This window comes from Mesorhizobium sp. P2_B11, from assembly GCF_056404855.1.
Genome location: NZ_JBFUDF010000003.1, coordinates 584,823 through 604,173, shown reverse-complemented (window position 1 = coordinate 604,173; position 19,351 = coordinate 584,823). Strand labels below are relative to the sequence as shown.

The following is a 19,351-nucleotide window of genomic DNA, read 5'->3' as shown; positions in this document are numbered from 1 at the left end:
GAATGAAGTAACACACACTCCTTGATGAAATCGCCAATCTAAAGCAGCGAATTTGAACGATTTTCCCGCTATAGTTGCCGCCGCGACACGTAGTTTGGGCGCCATTGGCGTGACGCTTGCAAAACCATCCCCTTGCCTGCTCAAATCCGGGAATGAATGAACGACTCTTCAAAGCGATCGACGACCGTTCCGACGAACTGGTCGAGCTCACCGCCGACCTGATCCGCTTCCCGACCATCAACCCGCCTGGTGAAGCCTATCGCCCCTGCGCCGAATATATCGCCGCCCGGCTAAGGAAACTTGGCTTCGAAACCGAATTCATCCGCGCCGAGGGCACGCCGGGCGATACCGACCGCTATCCGCGCGTCAATGTCGTCGCCCGCTTCGACGGCCGCTCGCCCGGCGCCTGCGTCCATTTCAACTCGCATATCGATGTCGTTGAAGCCGGCGAAGGCTGGAGTGTCGATCCCTTTGCCGGCGTGGTGAAGGACGGCAAGGTCTACGGGCGCGGCGCCTGCGACATGAAGGGCGGGCTGGCCGCCTCGATCATTGCGGTCGAAGCCTTCATGGAGGTTTTCCCCGACTTTCCCGGCGCTATCGAAATCTCGGGCACCGTGGACGAGGAGTCCGGCGGCTTTGGTGGCGTCGCCCATCTGGCCAAACTCGGCTATTTCTCGAAACCCAAGGTCGATCACGTCATTATCCCCGAGCCGCTGAACAAGGACCGCATCTGCCTTGGCCATCGTGGTGTCTGGTGGGCGGAGATCGAGACCAAGGGCGAGATCGCGCATGGCTCAATGCCGTTCCTCGGCGACAACGCGGTGCGCCACATGGGCGCCGTGCTGCAGGCCTTCGAGGACGAACTGTTTCCGGCTCTCGACCGCAAGGTGACGCGCATGCCGGTCGTGCCCGAAGGGGCAAAGCGCTCGACCATGAACATCAACTCGATCCATGGCGGCCAGACCGAGGATTTCCGGCCCGGCCTGCCCTCGCCCAACGTACCGGATGCCTGCCGGCTGACCATCGACCGCCGCTTCCTGCTCGAGGAAGACCTGGCCACGGTCAAAAGCGAGGTCACCGACATCCTCGACCGGCTGAAGCGCGAGCGCAAAAAATTCGATTACGAAATCCGCGACCTGATGGAGGTGCTGCCGCTGATGACGGAGCGCGATGCGCCGGTGGTCAAGGCGGTAGCGCAAGGCATCATGGCGATCTTCGACCGCGAACCGGACTATGTCATTTCGCCCGGCACTTACGACCAGAAGCACATTGCCCGTATCGGCCACCTCTATGATTGCATCGCCTACGGTCCGGGCATTTTGGACCTCGCCCACCGGCCCGACGAATGGGTCGGTATCTCGGACATGGTGGAATCGGCCAAGGTGATGGCGATCGGGCTGAATGTGCTGCTCAGGGGCACGGCCGCAGGGTGAACCATCGGCTTTGCTGAAAAAACATTCCTCCCGCCGGCGCCGCAAAGAACGAAACGCAATTTACTCCATCTCGAAATCACGCTTCTATCCTGACGGTTTGAGCATTTGGGAGTTGCACGATGAAATTGTGGAAAACCATTCTTGCCGCGGCAGTGTTGGCGATCGCCGCCGGCGGCCAAGCATTTGCCGCGCGCACCGACCTGGTCATCGGCATTCCGCTCGAACCGCCGCATCTTGATCCGACCGCAGGTGCCGCCGCGGCAATCGACGAGGTGCTTTACGCCAATGTCTTCGAAGGCCTGACCCGCATCGGCCCGAATGGCGAAGTGCTGCCCGATCTCGCCGAGAGCTGGGCCATTTCCGACGACGGCAAGGTCTACACCTTCAAGCTGCACACCGGCGTCAAATTCCATGACGGCACGGATTTCGACGCCAGCGACGTGAAATTCTCGCTCGACCGCGCCCGCGCCGACAATTCCGTCAACGCGCAAAAGGGCCTGTTCGCCGCCATCGACGCGGTCGAGGTCGTCGATCCGGCGACGGTCAAGGTCACGCTGAAGAACCCGCAAGGCTCGTTCCTCTACAATATGGGCTGGGGCGACGCAGTGATCGTCGCGCCGGAAAGCGCCGACACCAACAAGCAAAAGCCCATCGGCACCGGTCCGTTCAAATTCCAGAGCTGGGCCAAGGGCTCGTCGATCACGCTGGTCAAATCGGACAATTATTGCGGCGCCCCGGTGTTCCTCGATAAGGCCGAGTTCCGCATTGTTCCCGACGCCGCGGCGGCCGTGCCGGCGCTGCTCTCCGGCGATATCCAGGCCTTCCCCTTCTTCGATCCCGACAGCGTCGCGCAGGTCAAGGATGACCCGCGTTTCAAGGTGGTGATCGGCTCGACCGAGGGCGAAACCATCCTGGCGATCAACAACAAGAAGCCGCCTTTCGACAAGCTCGAGGTGCGGCAGGCGATTGCCTTCGCGCTCGACCGCAAGGCGATCATCGATGGCGCCTCGGCCGGGCTCGGCGTGCCGATCGGCTCGCATATGTCGCCCGCCAGCAAGGCCTATGTCGACCTCACCGGCCTCTATCCGCACAATGTCGACAAGGCGAAGGAACTGCTGAAACAGGCCGGCCTTGAGAACGGCTTCAAGGCGACGCTGAAACTCCCCCCGCCGTCCTATGCCCGGCTCGGCGGCGAGATCATCGCCTCGCAGCTTCGCGACGTCGGCATCGATCTCGAAATCATTCCGGTCGAATGGGCGCAATGGCTGGATCAGGTGTTCACCAAGAAGGACTACGACCTGACCATCGTCTCCCACACCGAGCCCAACGACATCGATATCTATTCGCGCAAGGATTATTACTTCAATTACGACAATCCGGCCTTCGACAAGATCATCGCCGAGCTGAACCTCACCTCCGACGACGCCAAGCGCAACACTCTGCTCGGCGAAGCCCAGAAGATCCTGGCCGACGACGCCGTGGTCGGCTTCCTCTACGAACTGCCCAAGGTCGGCGTGTGGGACGCCAAACTGCAGGGCCTGTGGGAGAACGCCCCGATCCAGGCGAATGATTTGACCAAGGTGAAGTGGACGGATTGACCGCCTACCTCCTCAAACGCCTCGCCATCGCCATCGCCACGCTGATCCTGGCCTCGATGGTGGTGTTCGCCGTGCTGGAGATCCTGCCGGGCGACCCGGCCCGGTTGATGCTTGGCCTCAACGCCAGCGCCGACCAGGTCGAGCAGCTGCGCAACCAGATGGGTCTCAACGCGCCGCTGGTCTTGCGCTACCTCCACTGGGTGGGCGGCCTGCTCAGCCTCGATTTCGGCCGCTCCTACACCTATTCGGTGCCGGTCATCGACCTCGTGCGCGAGCGCATGGCGGTTTCCCTGCCGCTGGCGCTGATCGCGCTGGCGCTGTCGACCATCATTGCCATTCCGGTCGGGCTCTTTTCGGCCAGCCGGCGCGGCCGGGCCGGCGACACCATCGCCATGGGCGCGGCCCAACTCGGCGTCGCCATCCCGAACTTCTGGTTTGCGCTGATGCTGATCTATCTCTTCGCCGTCTGGCTGCGGCTGGTGCCGGCCGGCGGCTTTCCCGGCTGGAGTGCCGGCGCCTGGCCGGCGCTGAAATCGCTGCTGTTGCCGGCCGTCGCCCTCGCTCTGCCGCAGGCCGCGATCCTGGCGCGCGTTGCCCGCTCGGCGTTGATCGAGGTGCTGAACGAGGACTATATCCGTACCGCCCGCGCCAAGGGCCTACCCTACCGCACTGTCCTGTGGAGGCACGCGCTGCGCAATGCGATGATCCCGGTGCTGACCATTCTGGGCCTGCAATTCGCCTTCCTGCTCGCCGGCACCATCATCATCGAAAACGTCTTCTATCTGCCCGGCCTCGGACGGCTGGTGTTCCAGGCGATCACCCAGCGCGACCTGATCGTCGTCGAAAGCATCGTCATGCTGCTGGTCGTCGCCGTCATTGCCGTCAACCTCGTCGTCGATGTCTCCTATGCGATCGTCGATCCGCGCCTGCGAGGTCGACAATGACGCTGCATATCGACATCCCAGAGGAGACGTTGGGCAGCATCCTGGCCAAGGCCTTCCGCAACCGCTCCTTCCTCATCGGCTTCGCCATCACCGTACTGGTGGCGGCAATGGCGCTCATCTCCTATGTCTGGACGCCTTACGACGTGACGAAGCTGGTGATCTCGGACAAGACGCTCGCGCCCTCTTCGGCGCACTGGTTCGGCACCGATCATTTCGGCCGCGACATCCTGTCGATGATCATGATCGGCGCCCGCAATTCGATCGCCGTGGCACTGGTCGCTGTCGGCATCGGCATGGGCGTCGGCGTGCCGCTCGGCGCCTTTGCGGCGGCGCGTGGCGGCCTTGTCGACGAGGCGCTGATGCGGCTGAACGACCTCGTCTTCGCCTTCCCGGCGCTGCTGTCGGCGATCATGATCACCGCCATCTTCGGACCGGGCGCCGTCAACGCCATCATCGCCATCGGCATCTTCAACATTCCGGTGTTTGCCCGCGTCGCCCGCGCCGGCGCGCTGGCGATCTGGCCGCGCGAATACATCCTCGCCGCGCGTGCTGCCGGCAAGAGCAAGACCCAGATCAGCATCGAACACGTGCTGCCCAACATCGCGACGCTGCTTCTGGTGCAAGGCACCATCCAGTTCGCGCTCGGCATCCTCGCCGAAGCCGGGCTGTCTTATGTTGGCCTCGGCGCCCAGCCGCCGATGCCGAGCTGGGGCCGCATGCTGTTCGACGCCCAGACGCGCATGGTGGTGGCGCCGTGGATGGCGATCTTCCCAGGCATGGCCATCGTCATCACCGTGCTCGGGCTCAATCTGCTCGGCGACGGCATCGCCGACATCCTCGACCCGAAATCGCGGCGGCAGCGATGAGCCTGCTGGAGATCGAGAACCTGTCGCTGGCCATCGGCGACACGCCGATCCTGAAGGCGGTCGAACTCTCCGTCGCGCCCGGCGAGGTGATGGGCCTGGTCGGCGAATCCGGCTCCGGCAAGTCGATGACGGCGCTGACCATCATGCAGCTTCTGCCACATGCGGCGCGCGCCAGCGGCCGCGTCAGCTTCGACGGCATCGACATCCTGGCGGCCACCGAGGACCAGATGTGCGCGCTGCGCGGCGACGACATCGGCATGGTTTTTCAGGAGCCGATGACGGCGCTCAATCCGGTGAAAACCATCGGCGAGCAGGTCGCCGAAGGTATACGCTGGCACACCAAAGCGAGCCGTGCAGACGCTGAAGACCGGGCGCGCAAAATGCTCGACCGCGTCGGCCTGCCCGAAGCGAAATTCCCGCTGTCGCGCTATCCGCACGAACTGTCCGGCGGTCAGCGCCAGCGCGTCGTCATCGCCATTGCCTGCGCGCTGAAGCCAAAACTGTTGATCGCCGACGAGCCGACAACAGCGCTCGACGTCGTGCTGCAGGCGCAGATCCTCGACCTCTTGCGCGGCCTTGTCAGCGAAAACCGCATGGGCCTGCTGTTGATCTCGCACGACCTCGCGGTCGTGACCGAGATGGCCGACCGCATCACCATCCTGCGCCATGGCGAGGTGATGGAGGCCGGCGACACCGCACGCACCCTGTCGGAACAGCTTCACCCCTACACGCGCCAGCTGGCGCTGGCCTCGATGCATGTGCCGGCGCGCCCCAGGACGCATGCCATCGGCCAGGGCAAACCGCTGCTCCAGGTTGAAGGCGTGACGCGCGACTATCCCGGCCGACGCACCTCCCTGTTCAAGCCGGCAGCGCCGATCCGCGCCGTCGACGATGTGTCCCTGTCGCTGGCGCCCGGTCAATCTGTGGCGCTGGTCGGCCGCTCCGGCTGCGGCAAGTCCACGCTTGCCCGCATGATCCTGGCGCTCGACAAATCCACCTCGGGAACGATCCGCTTTCGCGGCGAGACCATCACTGGCAAGAGCGAGGCGGAGCTGAAAGCGGCGCGCCGGGACATGCAGGTGGTGTTCCAGGATCCTTACGGCTCGTTCGACCCGCGCCAGAAAGTCGAAAAACTGGTCGCCGAACCGCTGCATGTGCTGGAGAAGAAACCGACACAAGCCGAGCGGCGCGAGATGGTGGCGCATGCGCTGCACGAGGTCGGCCTCGGCACCAGCGACATGGACAAATATCCGCATGAGTTTTCCGGCGGCCAGCGCCAGCGCCTGTCGATCGCCCGCGCCATCATCACTCGCCCGAAGCTGGTCGTGGCCGACGAGCCGGTCTCGGCGCTCGACGTCTCGATCCGCGCCCAGATCCTCGATCTGTTCGCTGAGCTAAACCAGAAGCTCGGCATCGCCTATCTCTTCATCACCCACGATCTGACCGTCGCCCGCGCCATCACCGACGAGGTGCTGGTGATGCATGACGGCAGGATCGTCGAGCGCGGCAAGACGAGCGACGTGCTCGATCATCCGCAGTCGGAGGCGGCCAAGGCGCTGGTGGCGGCAGCACCGGATTTGCACCGCGCGATCGCGCGCAGGATGCAGGAACAGGGGTGAGCGGCCGGTTCGCGAAGCGAATTCATCGTGCCAGTGGCACGATGAAAGGCCAGCGAACGCTGGGACGCTGCGAAGCAGCGGGGACCCGGCCGGAGTGCCCTTACTCCTCTGGCTTCACCACATCGACCGGGCTGATGTCGAGCAGGTCGAGCGTGCGGCGCAACAGCCGCACCTCGCTTTCGGCCAGTTTTGAATCGGCCTTGGCGATCTCCGCCATATGGCGCGCCAGAAGCTTGCGCCGCTCGACATCGAGATCGCGAAACAGCGCGATGGCCTGCGAGCCGTTGGTCTCGTAGCCGAACTCGTTGAGATATTCGATGACCGCGTCGATGCTGGTTTCCGGGATGCCGAAAGCATCCTTGCAGATGCGCCGGAAGGCGACCATCTCGCTCTCCGAAACCGAGCCGTCGGCCAGGATCATGCGAAACAGCATCAAGAGTTCCGCCGACAGCACCGGGTCATCGGCCACCTTGCGCACGCCGGGGTCGCCATCGAAGATCGAACGTATCTGGTCGAGCAATGCCATCGCTACAAACGTCCCTTTTCCCGAGCCCACGCCGGCGCATATTACCCAAAACTGCGCAGCGGCTTTGGGATAATGACATGCACCACCGGAAATCCAAGCGCAACGTGCTTGGACAGGGGTAGCGCGGATTCGGCCTTGCGCAAACCGAGTCGCCATGGTCGAAGGCGCGGCGCCACCTTTCCCGCCGGAATGCTCAGAAAATCCCGATGATCGACCTCGCTACCCAGACCGTTGTCATGCTCGCCTTCGCCGCCTTTGCAGCCGGCTTTGTCGATTCGATAGCCGGCGGCGGCGGCCTGATCACCATTCCGGCTTTACTGCTTGCCGGTTTCCCGCCGGTCGCGGCACTCGGAACCAACAAGCTGCAAGGCATCTTCGGAACGGCGTCGGCGACCATCCACTACGCCATGAATGGCCATGTCGATCTGCGCCGCCAGTTGCCGTCGGCGCTGCTGGCGCTTGCCGGCAGTGCCGTCGGCGCCTTGCTGGCGGCCTTCGTGCCTGGCGATCTCCTGCGGGCGCTGCTGCCACTGCTCTTGATCGCCATCGCCATCTACTTTGCCGCAAAACCCAACATGAATGATGTCGACCGCGCCGAGCGCCCGTCACCCTTCCTGTTCGGGCTGATCATCGCCCCTTTGGTCGGCTTCTATGACGGCCTGTTCGGACCGGGAGCCGGCTCCTTCTACATGCTGGCCTTCGTCAGCCTCGCCGGCTTCGGTGTGCTCAAGGCGACGGCACATACCAAGCTGCTCAACTTCGCCTCCAACATCGGCGGCTTCATCGTCTTTGCCGTCGCCGGCGTCGTCTACTGGAAGATCGGGCTGATGATGGGCGTCGCCCAGTTCCTCGGCGCGCGTCTCGGCGCCAGCCTTGCCATCCGCATCGGCGCCCGGCTGATCAAGCCGCTGCTGGTGATCATCTGCCTGGCGCTGGCGATCAAGCTGCTGGCCGACCCGGCCAACCCACTGCGCCAGCTAATTGGTGTATGAGCCCCACGCCTGATAGAATGCGGTTGTACGAATCATGTTGGAGGAGCCACACATGAATCTTAGTGCGCCTACTCAGCTTATTTTCATTATTTCCCTTGTCATCGCCATCATCGGCGTGCTCGCCGCGCTTGGCGTTCTTGCGTTTATTCCCTTGGCATCGGTCTGGATCATGCTCATCGCCTACATCGTGCTTGCCGCCGGCTGCATGATGCGCGGCGCCTAAGCATCCAGCTCTCAGGTAACCGAAGCGCCCGGCCAAAAGCCGGGCGCTTTTGATTCCGACCCCGTTTTTGATTCAGATCAGGGGCTCTGTTAGATTTGACCGGCAAAGGATGGCCGATGCCGATCGAGATGCAGCGCCGCAAGGAACAGGACCGCTCCATCGCCGGGCGGTTCGAGATGCGCCGGCGGGCTCCGCCGCCCGCGCTCGCGGGCATCGTGTCCGACATTTGCGGTTATCGCGAAACAGCAGTCGGCCATTTCCGCAACATCGAATATGCCTCGCTGACCGTGCCGCTGGTGATCAGCTTCGCCGAGCCGTTCGCCATCGGCCTCGGCAAGGCCCCCGGCGACAATGACCGTTTCGCCAGTTTCGCCGCCGGCCTGTTTGCCGGCCCGGTGATGATCGAATCCTTCGGCGCCTGCTGCTGCGTGCAGATCAACTTCACCCCGCTCGGCGCCCGCCGCTTCTTCGGCATGCCGATGAGCGAGCTGACCGACAGCATGGTGGTGCTCGACGATGTGCTTGGCGCCGAGGGCATGGCGCTGCGCGAACGGCTTGGCAATGCGCCGGACTGGGCAGCGCGTTTCGACCTTGCCGAAACCTTCGTCGCCACCCGTCTCGGGCATGCCGCCGCTACGTCGCCGGAAATCGTCTGGGCCTACGACCGCATCGTCGCATCCGGCGGCCGGACCCGCATTTCAACCATCGCCGAGAAACTGGGCTGGAGCCGCAAACATCTTGCCGGCAAATTCTCCGATGCGACCGGCATCGGGCCGAAGACGCTGTCGCGTATCGTCCGCTTCAACCGGGCGCTCGGCCTGTCGCGGCAAGACCAAAGCGACTGGGCCGATATCGCCGCCGATTGCGGCTATGCCGACCAGGCGCATCTGGTCCGCGAGTTCCGCCAACTCGCCGGCGATCCGCCAACGGCGCTGAGGTAACATTTCTTCAAGACGGGCGAGCGGCCTTCGAACAGAGTGGGTTATCGACCAACCCGATTGAAGGAGATTTGCATGCCAGCCACCAATGAAGCACCCCGGCTCTACCCCGCGCTGCGCTACAAAAATGCAGGAAAAATGATCGACTGGCTGTGCGAGGCCTTCGGCTTTGAGGTCCGTGCCCGTTATGGCGACGGCGACGTCGTGCACCATGCCGAACTGGTGTTCGGCTCCTCGATGATCATGCTGGGTACAGCGCGCAGCGACGACTACGGCAAGATGGTCGGCGAGCCCGGTTCCGGCGGCGGCAAGTCGATCTACGTCGCCGTCGACGACGCCGACGCCGCCCATGCCCGGGCCAAAAAGGCCGGCGCCACGATCATCCAGGAATTGACCGACCGCGACTATGGCAGCCGCGAATTCATCTGCCGCGACCCGGAAGGCAATGTCTGGTCGTTCGGGACGTATTGGCCGAAGGCGGGGGAAAAGGGGTGAGGAATCGCCAACGTTCGACGTTGATGAGGAGCATCCTCGACTTCGTCATCCACGGGCGTAGCGACGCGAAGCGGGGCGCAGACCCGAGGATGACGATCCGATGGGTGTTTTTCGCTAACCACCAATGGATGTCCTTCGATAGGCGAACCTACCTCGCCAACCCAAAAATCGCATCACAGTCGAGATGGGTCTCCAGCTCGGCTGCGATCTCGTCCAGCGCCTTTTCCACCTCGGCCCGGTAGTCGATACCGCCGCCTTTGACGCCGAGGCTTTCCAGGAACCTCGCTCGGAAGGCGTCGGCCGAAAACAGCCCGTGCAGATAGGTGCCGAAAACCTTGCCGTCGGCGGAGACGGCGCCGTCATCCGCCCCGTTGACGACTGCGGATGGTCGCGCCATGTCCGGCCCGGTGGTGCGGCCGAGATGGATCTCGTAGCCTTCGAGCGGCAGGCCGAACGGCACCGAGCGCGCGCTGACATTGCGCACCGTCTTTTCCGGCTCCATCACCGTCTCTATGTCGAGCAGGCCAAGGCCCTCGGCCTCGGTGACGCTGCCTTCGATACCGTCTGGATCCCGCACCGTGCGGCCGAGCATCTGGAAACCGCCGCAGATGCCGACGATGTGACCGCCGCGTTTGCGGTGGGCAAGAAGGTCGCGATCCCAGCCATTCTCGCGGAACTTCAGGAGATCGCCGATCGTCGATTTCGACCCGGGGATGACCACCAGCCCGGCATCTTCCGGCAGGTGCTGGCCCGGCGGCACGAACACCACCTCGACCTGCGGTTCGGCCTTGAGCGGGTCGAGATCGTCGAAATTGGCGATGCGGCCAAGCATCGGCACCGCGACCTTCAGCGCCCGTTTCTCGCCAGACGCCAGACGTTCGAGCACGACCGAATCCTCCGACGGCAATCGCGCCGCCGCCTTCAGCCACGGCACGACGCCAAAGCAACGCCAGCCGGTGAATTTTTCGATCGACCGGATGCCGTCGTCGAACAGCGAGACATCGCCGCGGAACTTGTTGATGAGGTAGCCGACGATCATGCGCCGGTCTTCCTCCGGCAGGATCAGGTGGGTGCCGGCGACCGATGCAATCACGCCGCCGCGGTCGATGTCGCCGACCAGGATGACCGGCACGTCAGCGCGCGTGGCGAAGCCCATATTGGCGATGTCGCGGCTGCGCAGATTGATCTCGGCCGGCGAGCCGGCGCCCTCGACGATGACGAGATCGGCGCCCTCACCGACCTTGGCCCAGGAGTCCAGCACGGCATCCATCAGCCCTGCCTTCATCGTCTGGTAGTCGCGCGCTCGCGCCTCGCCGAACACCTTGCCTTGCACGATCACCTGCGAGCCGATATCGCTCTGCGGTTTGAGCAGCACCGGATTCATATGCACGGTTGGCTGAACACCACAGGCCAGCGCTTGCAGCCATTGCCCACGGCCAATCTCGCCGCCGCCGGCGCTGTTGTCGCCGGGCCCCCTTTCTCCGGGAATCTCGGCGACGGCGGCATTGTTCGACATGTTCTGCGGCTTGAACGGCCTGACCTTCAGCCCGCGCTTTTTTGCGGCGCGGCAGAGCCCCGCCACCAGCACGGTCTTGCCGACATCCGAGCCCGTACCTTGCAGCATGATCGCTTTGGCCATGCTCAGCCCCTGCCCTGCGCGCCGGGAATGGTCGACTTCTGCGCCAACGGCCCGCCACGCCAGATGTAGAGCGCCAGCAGCGGCCCTTCGCCGGTGCGCATGGCATGGCTGACATTGGAGGCGTGATGGATCACCTCACCCGCCCGCCGGACGTGGAAGCCGCCCTCGCCCATGCGCCACTCGGTGCCGCCGGTCAGTGGAATGTAAATCTCCTCGGCAATGTGATGATGGTCGGGATAGGTTATATCGGGCCCAAGGATCAGCAATCCGGCCGCGACCGCATCGTTAGCGAAATGGCCGCGCAGCCCAAAAACCTCCAGCCAGCCGTATTTCTGCAGGAACGCTGTGCCGAAATCGCCCGCATTGTAGGTCTGCCCCCAGCGCAGATCATTGCGGCGCTCGGCCAGCAGCCGCACCAGCGGCTGCGCATCCGGCGGCGCCAGTTCGCCAATGCGGTCGAGCTGATCAACGCAAGGCAGCGGGTGCGGTTCGAGTGCACGCGCCGCCATATTCCAGTCGATTCGGGCGACAGCGTCGCGCACCAGCGCGTCGTCCACGCCCCGGAGATAGGCATGGAAGCGGTCAAGCAGCTCATCGAAATATGTCGGCACGCAATGCTCCGTTGATCCATTCATGCACAGCCGCTGCGCAGCAGGCCGGGTTGCGCGGCGGCATCATTGGTCTAGATTGGGCGGCGCGCAAAGCCAAAAACAACAGGCCAGCAAGCCAACCCCCAGCTGGGGAAACACAGGGAGCACGCCATGGACGCCGCGGTCGATGCGAGCACCAGCCAGTTCGAACTCAACGAGGAGCAGCGCGCCATCCAGGAGATGGCTCAGGCCTTCGCAGCCGATCGCGTCGCGCCCAACGCGCTTGAATGGGATCGGAAAAAACACTTTCCCGCCGATGTGATCCGCGAGACCGGCCCGCTTGGCCTCGGCGGCATCTATGTCCGGGACGATGTCGGCGGCTCCGCGCTCGGCCGGCTCGACGCCGTGCTGATCTTCGAGGCGCTGTCGCACGCCGATCCGGCCTTCTCCTCCTTCATCTCGATCCACAATATGGCGGCGTCGATGATCGACCGCTTCGGCGACGACGAGCAGCGCCAGCGCTTCCTTCCAAAGCTGACCTCGATGGAATGGCTGGCAAGCTATTGCCTGACCGAGCCCGGCTCGGGTTCAGACGCCGCTGCGCTGAAGACACGCGCGGTGAAGAGCGGCGACGACTATGTGCTGAACGGCGCCAAGCAGTTCATCTCCGGCGCCGGCGACAGCGACCTCTATGTCGTCATGGCGCGCACCGGCGCCGACGGTCCCAAAGGCATTTCCACCTTCGTTGTATCAAAGGACGCGCCCGGCCTTTCCTTCGGCGCCAATGAGCACAAGATGGGCTGGCACATGCAGTCGACCCGCCAGGTCATTTTCGAGGACTGCAAGGTGCCGGCGGCAAACCTGCTGTCGGGCGAAGGCGCCGGCTTCGGCATCGCCATGGCCGGGCTCGACGGCGGCCGCCTCAACATCGCCGCCTGTTCGCTCGGCGGCGCGCAATCCGCGCTCGACAAGGCGCTGGCCTATACCGGTGAACGCAAGGCTTTCGGCTCGAAGATCAACCAGTTCCAGGCACTGCAGTTCAGGCTGGCCGACATGGAAACCGAGCTGCAGGCGGCGCGCATTTTCCTCTACGCTGCCGCCGCAAAACTCGACCGCAAGGCGCCGGACGCCGGCAAATGGTCGGCCATGGCCAAGCGCTTCGTCACCGACATCGGCTTCAACGTCGCCAACGAGGCGCTGCAGCTGCATGGCGGCTACGGCTATCTGCATGATTACGGCATCGAAAAACTGGTGCGCGACCTGCGAGTCCACCAGATCCTCGAAGGCACCAACGAGATCATGCGGGTGATCATCGCGCGGGCCTTGATCGGCCGCTGACGGCAACATTTCAGGAGAAATCAATGAGCACTGTCGCCTTCATCGGCCTCGGCAATATGGGCAATCCAATGGCCGCCAATCTGGTCAAGGCGGGGCATATTGTGAACGGCTTCGACCTGATGCCGGAGAATCTGACAGTTGCGCGCGAGCACGGCATTGTTGTCATGGCCAATGCCGTTGCCGCGGTGAAAGACGCCGATGTCGTCATCACCATGCTCCCGGCCGGCAAGCACGTGCTGTCGGTCTACGAAGACATCGCTCCCAAGGCCAAGCCGGGCACTCTGTTCATCGATTCCTCGACCATCGATGTCGAGTCAGCCCGCAAAGCCCATGCCGTCGCCAGGAAGCACGGACTGCATTCGATCGATGCCCCTGTCTCCGGCGGCACCGGCGGCGCTGCCGCCGGCACGCTGACCTTCATGGCCGGCGGCACGAAGGATGCCTTCGCGAAGGCCGAACCAATTCTCAAGCCGATGGCCGGCCGCATTGTCCATTGCGGCGATGACGGCGCCGGCCAGGCGGCAAAAATCTGCAACAACATGATGCTCGGCATTTCGATGATCGGCGTCGCCGAGGCCTTCGTGCTGGCGGAAAAGCTCGGCCTCTCGCATCAGGCGCTGTTCGACGTCGCCTCGACCTCGTCGGGCCAGTGCTGGTCGCTGACCACCTACTGCCCGGTGCCCGGTCCGGTGCCGGCATCGCCGGCCAACAGGGATTACAAACCGGGCTTTGCCGCCGCACTGATGCTGAAGGACCTGAAACTGGCGCAGGAAGCCGCGCAAAGTGCCGGCGCGGTGACGCCGATGGGGGCCGAAGCAGCCCAGCTCTATGCGCTGTTCAACGCCCAGGGAAATGGCGGCGCCGATTTCTCCGGCATCATAAATTTCCTTCGCGGCAATTCTCTATAAGTTTCGAATTTTGCAGCAGTTTTCTCGATTTTTATCGCGCGGAAAAATTGCAAATTTAGATTTGCTTAAGCTCTCGATAACCCGGCGGTAACGATGTGCCTATACAACGGACAGCGAGGCGGACATATCGCATCCGCCCGGCGCTCCGGATCAGGTCTCGCGTACCGGAGCCCGTAAGTTTCGCAAGTGTTTTGTTGGCGAAACGCCATGCGTATCTGGCAAAGCCGCGTTCCCGATGGGGCGCGGTTTTTGCGTTTCTAGGAACTATTGCTGCGTCGTCCGATTATATTTTGGTTGCCGCACCTGGACTGCCGATGTGATCCTCGTCGATCAGCACAATTGGCGCCCCTCCGGCCATAACGACAAGCAGGCGCAGGTTCCATTTTCCCGCGCTGCGCACGGCATGCGACATCACCCAGCCCCATCCACGGCTGCCATGGACGGGAATGCTGAGCTGGGCGTCGCCCGAGCCGCCGCCGACGACCTGGACGCTGCCGACCACCCAATAGCCGGCGTCAATATCCTCACCCAGTACGGCCGTGACGCGGTCATCGGCGCGCACCGTCTCCATGGTCAGCCGGTAGGCGTCGCTGTTCTTCATCATGCGAGGAACGACGACGACCACCGCGGCGATACTGAGAAGCGAGACCACGAACAGGCTGAACCCGGCGATCGCCCAGTTGCGTTGCACCCTTCGAAAATGCTCGGCATCGCGCCAGGACACATTCTGCCACGCCCAGCGGCTGCCCTTGGCGCCCAGCACGAAAATCATGACGATGTTGACCAGCGGGACGAACATCAGCAGCGCGATGAACGTGTTGTTGGCGATACCCCAGATCCAGTTGAGGAAAAACGCGCCCCAGTTCCAACGGTCGAGTTCGGGCGGAATTTCAGCGGGCTGGTTGAGCGGTTGTACGGCCATCATGTCCCCCATCGGCATATGCCGCGCGGGAGTCTAGCGCAGGCGCAATAAAACCGGAAACCGGTTTTCAACGCCATCAGGTCGGGCAGAAGATGTCGTCGGCGCGAGGCTTCACTCAGTCCTTTGACGACAGCCGGCGGAAATTCGCCTTCACCGCGCGGCTGGCGGGCTTCAGCGCCGCACTGATCGACCGTTCCACGGCTATGCCGTTGAACAGCGACGGCGTGCGGCCTGAAAAAACCTCCGGCCAGAAGCGCGCCGCCGATTGGAACAGCGCCATTTGCGCGGCAAACGCGCCTTCGGCAACCGCCGTGGTCTTCTCATTGATGGCGCGTGCCGTCTCGGAGCCAAGGCCTCTGCCGTTTTGTGCGTCGGCTGCCATCAGCGGCAGGCGCATGGCCATCACCAACGGCGCCAGCATCAGGTCGGCTCCTATGGCGCCCGCTCCCCGCGTGCGCTGTGTCTTCGCAATCTTCTTCATGAACCCCTCAACTGCAGCCGATCCTGCCAGACACTACGCACGACGGCGGCTATCGTTCCCTGACATCACGAAGTTGCCGGGGCGCCCTGATCGCAGCGCACCCCGGCGATCGCTCCGCCTACTTCTTGCGCAAATCCGCTTGCGCCAGATCGAGCGCCCTGGCGATGCGGTCGCAAGCCATGTCGATCGTCTCGCGCGTCCAGATCAGCGGCGGCGACAGGATCATCGTGTCGCCGGTGGCGCGCAGCATCATGCCTTGGGCGATGGCGTGGTCACGGACGGTGACGGCGGCACTGCCGGCCGGCAGGAAACGCTCCTTCGTCGCCTTGTCCTTGACGATCTCGATCGCGCCCATCAGCCCAATCGAACGCACCTCGCCGACCAGCTCGTGGCCGGCAATGCGCTCCTGCAGCGCCTGGGCGAAGTAAGGTCCGGTGTCGTTCTTGACCCGGTCGACCAGCCCTTCGCGCTCCATGATCTCGATGTTCTTCAGCGCCACCGCGCAGGCCACCGGGTGACCCGAATAGGTATAGCCGTGATAGAACTCGCCGCCCTTCTCGACCAGCGTCGCCGCGATGCGGTCGCCGACCAGCAGCGCCGAAAGCGGCTGATACCCTGACGTCAGCGCCTTGGCGGTGGTGATGGTGTCGGGCTCGATGCCGAAGGTCTGCGCCGCGAACCACTCGCCGGTGCGGCCATAGCCGGTGATGACCTCGTCCAGCATCAGCAGCACATCGTATTTGCGGCAAATGCGCTGCACTTCCGGCCAATAGCTCATCGGCGGGATTTTTACCCCGCCCGCGCCCATTACCGGCTCGCCGATGAAGGCCGCGACCTTGTCGGCGCCGGCTTCGAGAATGGCGTCCTCGACCGCCTTGGCCGCGCGCAGGCCGAAATCATGGTCGCTTTCGCCGGGCAGCGCCAGCTCATAGGCATAGGGCATCATCACATGGACGATGTTGGGCACCGCGCCGCCGAGCTGCTTGTGCATCAGATCCATGCCGCCGAGCGACGTGCCGGCGACGGTCGAGCCATGATAGGCCGACTTGCGCGAGATGATGCGGTTCTTCTCCGGCTTGCCTTCCAGCGCCCAGAAATGGCGGACAAGCCTGAGTGCCGTGTCATTGGCCTCCGAACCGGAGGAGCCGTAGAAGACCTGGCTGACGTGCTTGGGCGCGAGTTCCGCCAGCTTCTTCGACAGCAGCACCGGCGTCGGCGTCGAGCATTTGAAGAAGGAGTTGTAGTAGGGCAATTCCTTCATCTGCGCGTAGGCCGCGTCGGCCAGTTCGTCACGGCCATAGCCGACATTGACGCACCACAGCCCGGCCATGCCGTCGAGGATCTCGGTGCCGTCGGCATCGTAGATGAACGGGCCGTTGGCGTGGGTGATGATGCGCGAGCCGGCCTCGCGCAATTCCTTGTGGTCGGTGAAGGGATGCAGATGATGCGCGGCGTCGATCTGCTGAAGCTGCTTCAGCGAATAATTCTGATAGGTCATGTCAAGGTCTTTCCTCTGAAATCATTCCGGCGATGCCGGGGCGAATTCGTCAGAGGACGGCAGGCGGTGAATAGCCGATGCGGGCGCACAGCCGCAAAAGCTCGGCACGCAGCGTGCGCGGCGACGGTGTCACCGCGACCCGAAATACGCGAGCCCCAAAGGCGCTGACCAAGATCCTGACAAGAGCCATGGCCGCACCTTAGAGCAAAGGCTGGTCGAGGTGAACCACCCTTTGCTTGGCCCACGAGAGGGGCCTAGGCCTTGGCGGACAACGCCCTTTGCAGGAAAACGTATTTCATTGCGGTTTGCGCGGCCTGTGGCCGGCGATCGCCGCGCCCGCCATGGCCGCCCTCGGTCTCCTCGAAGAACAGCGTCTTGCCGTGACCGGCTTCCTGCAATCGCGCCGCCATCTTGCGGGCATGGCCGGGATGGACGCGGTCGTCGGCGGTCGATGTCGTCAGCAGCACCGGCGGATAGGCTGCATCGGCGGAGACGTGCTGATAGGGCGAGTAAGCCCCCAGCCATTTAGCGTCTTCCGGCTTTGACGGATCACCATACTCGGCCATCCACGAGGCGCCCGGCGGCAATTCTGTGTAGCGCAGCATGTCGAGCAACGGCACCTCGATGATGGCGGCGCCGAACAGTTCGGGATGCTGCGTCAGCGAAACGCCGGTCAGCAGGCCGCCATTCGAACCGCCCTGGATGCCGAGCGAGCCGGCCGTGGCGATGCCGCGTTTGACGACATCCTGCGCCACCGCGGCGAAATCGTCGAAGGCAGTCTGGCGATTGCCCTTCAGTGCCGCCTGGTGCCAGGCCGGCCCGAACTCGCCGCCGCCGCGGATGCAGGCCTGGACATAGGCATTGCCCTTTTCCAGCCACAGCCTGCCGCGCACGCCGGCATAACCGGGCAGCAGCGGTATTTCAAAGCCGCCATAGCCGTAGAGCAACGTCGGCACCGGACCTTTCTGGTCGCGCCGCCTGACGACGAAATACGGGATCATGGTGCCATCCTTCGACCGCGCCTCGAACTGTTCGGAGACCAGCGGCGCGGCATCGAAACGCGCCGGCTGCGATTTTACGGTCGCCAGCGTCTCGCCGTCGTCATCCGACCAGATGATCGAGCTCGGCGTCAGGAAATCGGTGAAGGAGAAGGAGACGCTGGCGCCGAAATGCTCGGCATGCGCAATGCCGACATTGCCGTTTTCGGGCAGCGCCACCGGCTTCAGCGACCAGTGGTCGCCGCTGCGCTCGGCGACGATGACCTTGCCGCGCACATTGTCCATCAAATTGATGAACAGCCGGTCCTGCGTGCGGGCAATGCCGGCGATCGAAACGCGATGCGCCGGCTCGAGCATGGTCTCGACGGGGCCCAGTTCGCCGCTGTCGATCCAGCGCTCGAAATCCAGGGAATAGAGGCCGTCGGGCTGGCACTCGGTGCCATCAGGCGCCGTCCACGGGCTACGCACGCCGAACACCAGCCGCCCCTTGAAGAGTGCGGTATCGGCGACATCATCCGGCAGCGGAATGCGCCGGTTTTCCCCCGATGGCAGGCGCAGAAAACTGTGCGAGGAAAAGAAGGCGAGCGTGCGGGCCAGAAACAGATACTGCTTGCCGCTATCATGCTCGACGCCGGCACCGGCCGCGAGATCCTGCTTCTCCGCCTCGAAGATCGGCGTCGCATCGTCCAACCGGGTGCCGCGCTTCCACAGTTTGACGACGCGCGGATAGCCGGACTGGGTCTTGTCGTCTTCATCGAAGGCGGCCGAGACAATGACGGTGTCCTTGTCCAGCCAGGAAAAGCCGGATTTCGAGGCGGGAGCGCTGAAACCGCCCTCGACGAAAGATTTGGTTTCGATGTCGAATTCGCGCATCTCGCTGGCGTCGCCGCCATCCGGCGACATCGCGACCAGGCAGAGGTTGAAATCGGGATAGAGGCGGCTGGCGCCGCTGAACACCCACTTCACGCCCTCCTTGGCCGACAGCACGTCGAAGTCGATGATCGCCTCCCAATCCGGCTTCTCGGTCTTGTAGGAGGCGACCGTCGTGCGGCGCCACAGGCCGAACACATTGGTCTTGTCCTGCCAGAAATTATAAACATGGCCGTTGAGCGCCGCACCGACCGCGATGTTGTCTTCGGCCGTCATCAGGTCAAGCGCCGTCTCGAACGCCGGCTGGTAGGACGGGTCACCTTGCAGTTCGCCGACCGTGATCTCGTTCTGGCGATGCACCCAGTCGAGCGATTCCTTGCTGGTCCGATCTTCGAGCCAAAGGAATCTATCCTCGGCGGCGGCTTCGGTCTGGCGTTTTGTCGTCGATTGGGTCACGCGTGGTCTCCAAGCTT

Annotated in this window: 19 protein-coding genes; 11 read left to right on the top strand and 8 right to left on the bottom strand. The window is 63.6% G+C overall.

Annotated features, from left to right (window positions below; genetic code table 11):
- The first annotated feature begins 152 nt into the window (after nucleotides 1–152).
- The 5 genes from AC1DYJ_RS11460 (at nucleotide 153) to AC1DYJ_RS11440 (ending at nucleotide 6,460) form a co-directional block, all read left to right on the top strand.
- Entirely contained in the window at nucleotides 153–1,433 is a 1,281-nt protein-coding gene (locus tag AC1DYJ_RS11460) for an acetylornithine deacetylase/succinyl-diaminopimelate desuccinylase family protein (RefSeq protein WP_477280834.1), read from the top strand.
- A 119-nt stretch (nucleotides 1,434–1,552) separates the two neighbouring features.
- Nucleotides 1,553–3,031 (top strand): ABC transporter substrate-binding protein, encoded by a 1,479-nt coding sequence (locus AC1DYJ_RS11455; RefSeq protein ID WP_477280832.1) that lies wholly within the window; start codon nucleotides 1,553–1,555, stop codon nucleotides 3,029–3,031.
- On the top strand, nucleotides 3,028–3,975 hold the full coding sequence (locus AC1DYJ_RS11450) for an ABC transporter permease (RefSeq protein WP_477280830.1): 948 nt from the start codon (nucleotides 3,028–3,030) through the stop codon (nucleotides 3,973–3,975). Before AC1DYJ_RS11455 ends, AC1DYJ_RS11450 begins: the two co-directional genes overlap by 4 nt.
- Complete coding sequence (locus AC1DYJ_RS11445; RefSeq protein WP_477280829.1) at nucleotides 3,972–4,841, top strand: ABC transporter permease; 870 nt, start codon at nucleotides 3,972–3,974, stop codon at nucleotides 4,839–4,841. The genes AC1DYJ_RS11450 and AC1DYJ_RS11445 overlap by 4 nt, the downstream gene beginning before the upstream one ends.
- Entirely contained in the window at nucleotides 4,838–6,460 is a 1,623-nt protein-coding gene (locus tag AC1DYJ_RS11440; RefSeq protein WP_477280827.1) for an ABC transporter ATP-binding protein, read from the top strand. The genes AC1DYJ_RS11445 and AC1DYJ_RS11440 overlap by 4 nt, the downstream gene beginning before the upstream one ends.
- A gap of 100 nt (nucleotides 6,461–6,560) precedes the next feature.
- Here AC1DYJ_RS11440 and AC1DYJ_RS11435 read toward each other — a convergent pair whose 3' ends face one another.
- Nucleotides 6,561–6,986, bottom strand: coding sequence for a TerB family tellurite resistance protein (locus AC1DYJ_RS11435; RefSeq protein ID WP_477280825.1), 426 nt, complete (start codon nucleotides 6,984–6,986; stop codon nucleotides 6,561–6,563).
- Nucleotides 6,987–7,192: 206 nt separating this feature from the next.
- Between AC1DYJ_RS11435 and AC1DYJ_RS11430 the strand changes: the two genes are divergently transcribed.
- The 4 genes from AC1DYJ_RS11430 to AC1DYJ_RS11415 all read left to right on the top strand — a co-directional run bounded on the left by AC1DYJ_RS11430 (nucleotide 7,193) and on the right by AC1DYJ_RS11415 (nucleotide 9,634).
- On the top strand, nucleotides 7,193–7,978 hold the full coding sequence (locus AC1DYJ_RS11430) for a TSUP family transporter (RefSeq protein ID WP_477280823.1): 786 nt from the start codon (nucleotides 7,193–7,195) through the stop codon (nucleotides 7,976–7,978).
- A 52-nt stretch (nucleotides 7,979–8,030) separates the two neighbouring features.
- The gene (locus AC1DYJ_RS11425) at nucleotides 8,031–8,201 is read left to right on the top strand and encodes a hypothetical protein (protein ID WP_112565466.1); all 171 of its coding nucleotides are present in this window, start codon (nucleotides 8,031–8,033) and stop codon (nucleotides 8,199–8,201) included.
- 116 nt (nucleotides 8,202–8,317) lie between these two features.
- A complete protein-coding gene (locus tag AC1DYJ_RS11420) occupies nucleotides 8,318–9,142 on the top strand; it encodes a helix-turn-helix domain-containing protein (protein WP_477280822.1) in 825 nt (274 codons plus the stop codon).
- A gap of 72 nt (nucleotides 9,143–9,214) precedes the next feature.
- Nucleotides 9,215–9,634, top strand: coding sequence for a VOC family protein (locus tag AC1DYJ_RS11415; RefSeq protein WP_477280820.1), 420 nt, complete (start codon nucleotides 9,215–9,217; stop codon nucleotides 9,632–9,634).
- Between the two features lie 148 nt (nucleotides 9,635–9,782).
- Here AC1DYJ_RS11415 and AC1DYJ_RS11410 read toward each other — a convergent pair whose 3' ends face one another.
- Nucleotides 9,783–11,273, bottom strand: a complete 1,491-nt coding sequence (locus AC1DYJ_RS11410; RefSeq protein ID WP_477280818.1) for a cobyric acid synthase — start codon at nucleotides 11,271–11,273, stop codon at nucleotides 9,783–9,785.
- Nucleotides 11,274–11,275: 2 nt separating this feature from the next.
- Nucleotides 11,276–11,884: a dimethylsulfonioproprionate lyase family protein gene (locus AC1DYJ_RS11405; RefSeq protein ID WP_477280816.1), complete on the bottom strand. Its 609-nt coding sequence runs from the start codon at nucleotides 11,882–11,884 to the stop codon at nucleotides 11,276–11,278.
- Between the two features lie 150 nt (nucleotides 11,885–12,034).
- Between AC1DYJ_RS11405 and AC1DYJ_RS11400 the strand changes: the two genes are divergently transcribed.
- Both AC1DYJ_RS11400 and mmsB read left to right on the top strand, forming a co-directional pair.
- Nucleotides 12,035–13,201 carry an isobutyryl-CoA dehydrogenase gene (locus AC1DYJ_RS11400; protein WP_477280814.1) on the top strand — a complete coding sequence of 389 codons (1,167 nt, stop codon included), beginning with the start codon at nucleotides 12,035–12,037 and terminating at the stop codon, nucleotides 13,199–13,201.
- 23 nt (nucleotides 13,202–13,224) lie between these two features.
- Nucleotides 13,225–14,109 (top strand): 3-hydroxyisobutyrate dehydrogenase, encoded by an 885-nt coding sequence (gene mmsB, locus AC1DYJ_RS11395; RefSeq protein ID WP_477280812.1) that lies wholly within the window; start codon nucleotides 13,225–13,227, stop codon nucleotides 14,107–14,109.
- 283 nt (nucleotides 14,110–14,392) lie between these two features.
- On the opposite strand, the gene AC1DYJ_RS11390 is transcribed toward mmsB, so the two are convergent.
- From AC1DYJ_RS11390 to AC1DYJ_RS11370, 5 genes are all read right to left on the bottom strand, one after another.
- A complete protein-coding gene (locus tag AC1DYJ_RS11390; protein ID WP_477280811.1) occupies nucleotides 14,393–15,034 on the bottom strand; it encodes a cytochrome c oxidase assembly factor Coa1 family protein in 642 nt (213 codons plus the stop codon).
- 112 nt (nucleotides 15,035–15,146) lie between these two features.
- The gene (locus tag AC1DYJ_RS11385) at nucleotides 15,147–15,512 is read right to left on the bottom strand and encodes a hypothetical protein (RefSeq protein ID WP_477280809.1); all 366 of its coding nucleotides are present in this window, start codon (nucleotides 15,510–15,512) and stop codon (nucleotides 15,147–15,149) included.
- Between the two features lie 118 nt (nucleotides 15,513–15,630).
- Nucleotides 15,631–17,010 carry an aspartate aminotransferase family protein gene (locus tag AC1DYJ_RS11380; RefSeq protein WP_477280807.1) on the bottom strand — a complete coding sequence of 460 codons (1,380 nt, stop codon included), beginning with the start codon at nucleotides 17,008–17,010 and terminating at the stop codon, nucleotides 15,631–15,633.
- A 49-nt stretch (nucleotides 17,011–17,059) separates the two neighbouring features.
- The gene (locus tag AC1DYJ_RS11375) at nucleotides 17,060–17,200 is read right to left on the bottom strand and encodes a capsid protein (RefSeq protein WP_112565294.1); all 141 of its coding nucleotides are present in this window, start codon (nucleotides 17,198–17,200) and stop codon (nucleotides 17,060–17,062) included.
- Nucleotides 17,201–17,264: 64 nt separating this feature from the next.
- A complete protein-coding gene (locus AC1DYJ_RS11370) occupies nucleotides 17,265–19,334 on the bottom strand; it encodes a prolyl oligopeptidase family serine peptidase (protein ID WP_477280805.1) in 2,070 nt (689 codons plus the stop codon).
- Between the last annotated feature and the right edge of the window lie 17 nt (nucleotides 19,335–19,351).

What these genes read in the sequence shown, in the direction of transcription:
- AC1DYJ_RS11420 (WP_477280822.1), top strand. Translation starts at nt 8,318, where the DNA reads ATGCCGATCGAGATGCAGCGCCGCAAGGAACAGGACCGCTCCATCGCC.
- AC1DYJ_RS11410 (WP_477280818.1), bottom strand. Translation starts at nt 11,273, where the DNA reads ATGGCCAAAGCGATCATGCTGCAAGGTACGGGCTCGGATGTCGGCAAG.
- AC1DYJ_RS11460 (WP_477280834.1), top strand. Translation starts at nt 153, where the DNA reads ATGAATGAACGACTCTTCAAAGCGATCGACGACCGTTCCGACGAACTG.
- AC1DYJ_RS11385 (WP_477280809.1), bottom strand. Translation starts at nt 15,512, where the DNA reads ATGAAGAAGATTGCGAAGACACAGCGCACGCGGGGAGCGGGCGCCATA.
- AC1DYJ_RS11380 (WP_477280807.1), bottom strand. Translation starts at nt 17,010, where the DNA reads ATGACCTATCAGAATTATTCGCTGAAGCAGCTTCAGCAGATCGACGCC.
- mmsB (WP_477280812.1), top strand. Translation starts at nt 13,225, where the DNA reads ATGAGCACTGTCGCCTTCATCGGCCTCGGCAATATGGGCAATCCAATG.
- AC1DYJ_RS11425 (WP_112565466.1), top strand. Translation starts at nt 8,031, where the DNA reads ATGAATCTTAGTGCGCCTACTCAGCTTATTTTCATTATTTCCCTTGTC.
- AC1DYJ_RS11445 (WP_477280829.1), top strand. Translation starts at nt 3,972, where the DNA reads ATGACGCTGCATATCGACATCCCAGAGGAGACGTTGGGCAGCATCCTG.
- AC1DYJ_RS11455 (WP_477280832.1), top strand. Translation starts at nt 1,553, where the DNA reads ATGAAATTGTGGAAAACCATTCTTGCCGCGGCAGTGTTGGCGATCGCC.
- AC1DYJ_RS11435 (WP_477280825.1), bottom strand. Translation starts at nt 6,986, where the DNA reads ATGGCATTGCTCGACCAGATACGTTCGATCTTCGATGGCGACCCCGGC.
- AC1DYJ_RS11400 (WP_477280814.1), top strand. Translation starts at nt 12,035, where the DNA reads ATGGACGCCGCGGTCGATGCGAGCACCAGCCAGTTCGAACTCAACGAG.
- AC1DYJ_RS11440 (WP_477280827.1), top strand. Translation starts at nt 4,838, where the DNA reads ATGAGCCTGCTGGAGATCGAGAACCTGTCGCTGGCCATCGGCGACACG.
- AC1DYJ_RS11375 (WP_112565294.1), bottom strand. Translation starts at nt 17,200, where the DNA reads ATGGCTCTTGTCAGGATCTTGGTCAGCGCCTTTGGGGCTCGCGTATTT.
- AC1DYJ_RS11415 (WP_477280820.1), top strand. Translation starts at nt 9,215, where the DNA reads ATGCCAGCCACCAATGAAGCACCCCGGCTCTACCCCGCGCTGCGCTAC.
- AC1DYJ_RS11390 (WP_477280811.1), bottom strand. Translation starts at nt 15,034, where the DNA reads ATGATGGCCGTACAACCGCTCAACCAGCCCGCTGAAATTCCGCCCGAA.
- AC1DYJ_RS11430 (WP_477280823.1), top strand. Translation starts at nt 7,193, where the DNA reads ATGATCGACCTCGCTACCCAGACCGTTGTCATGCTCGCCTTCGCCGCC.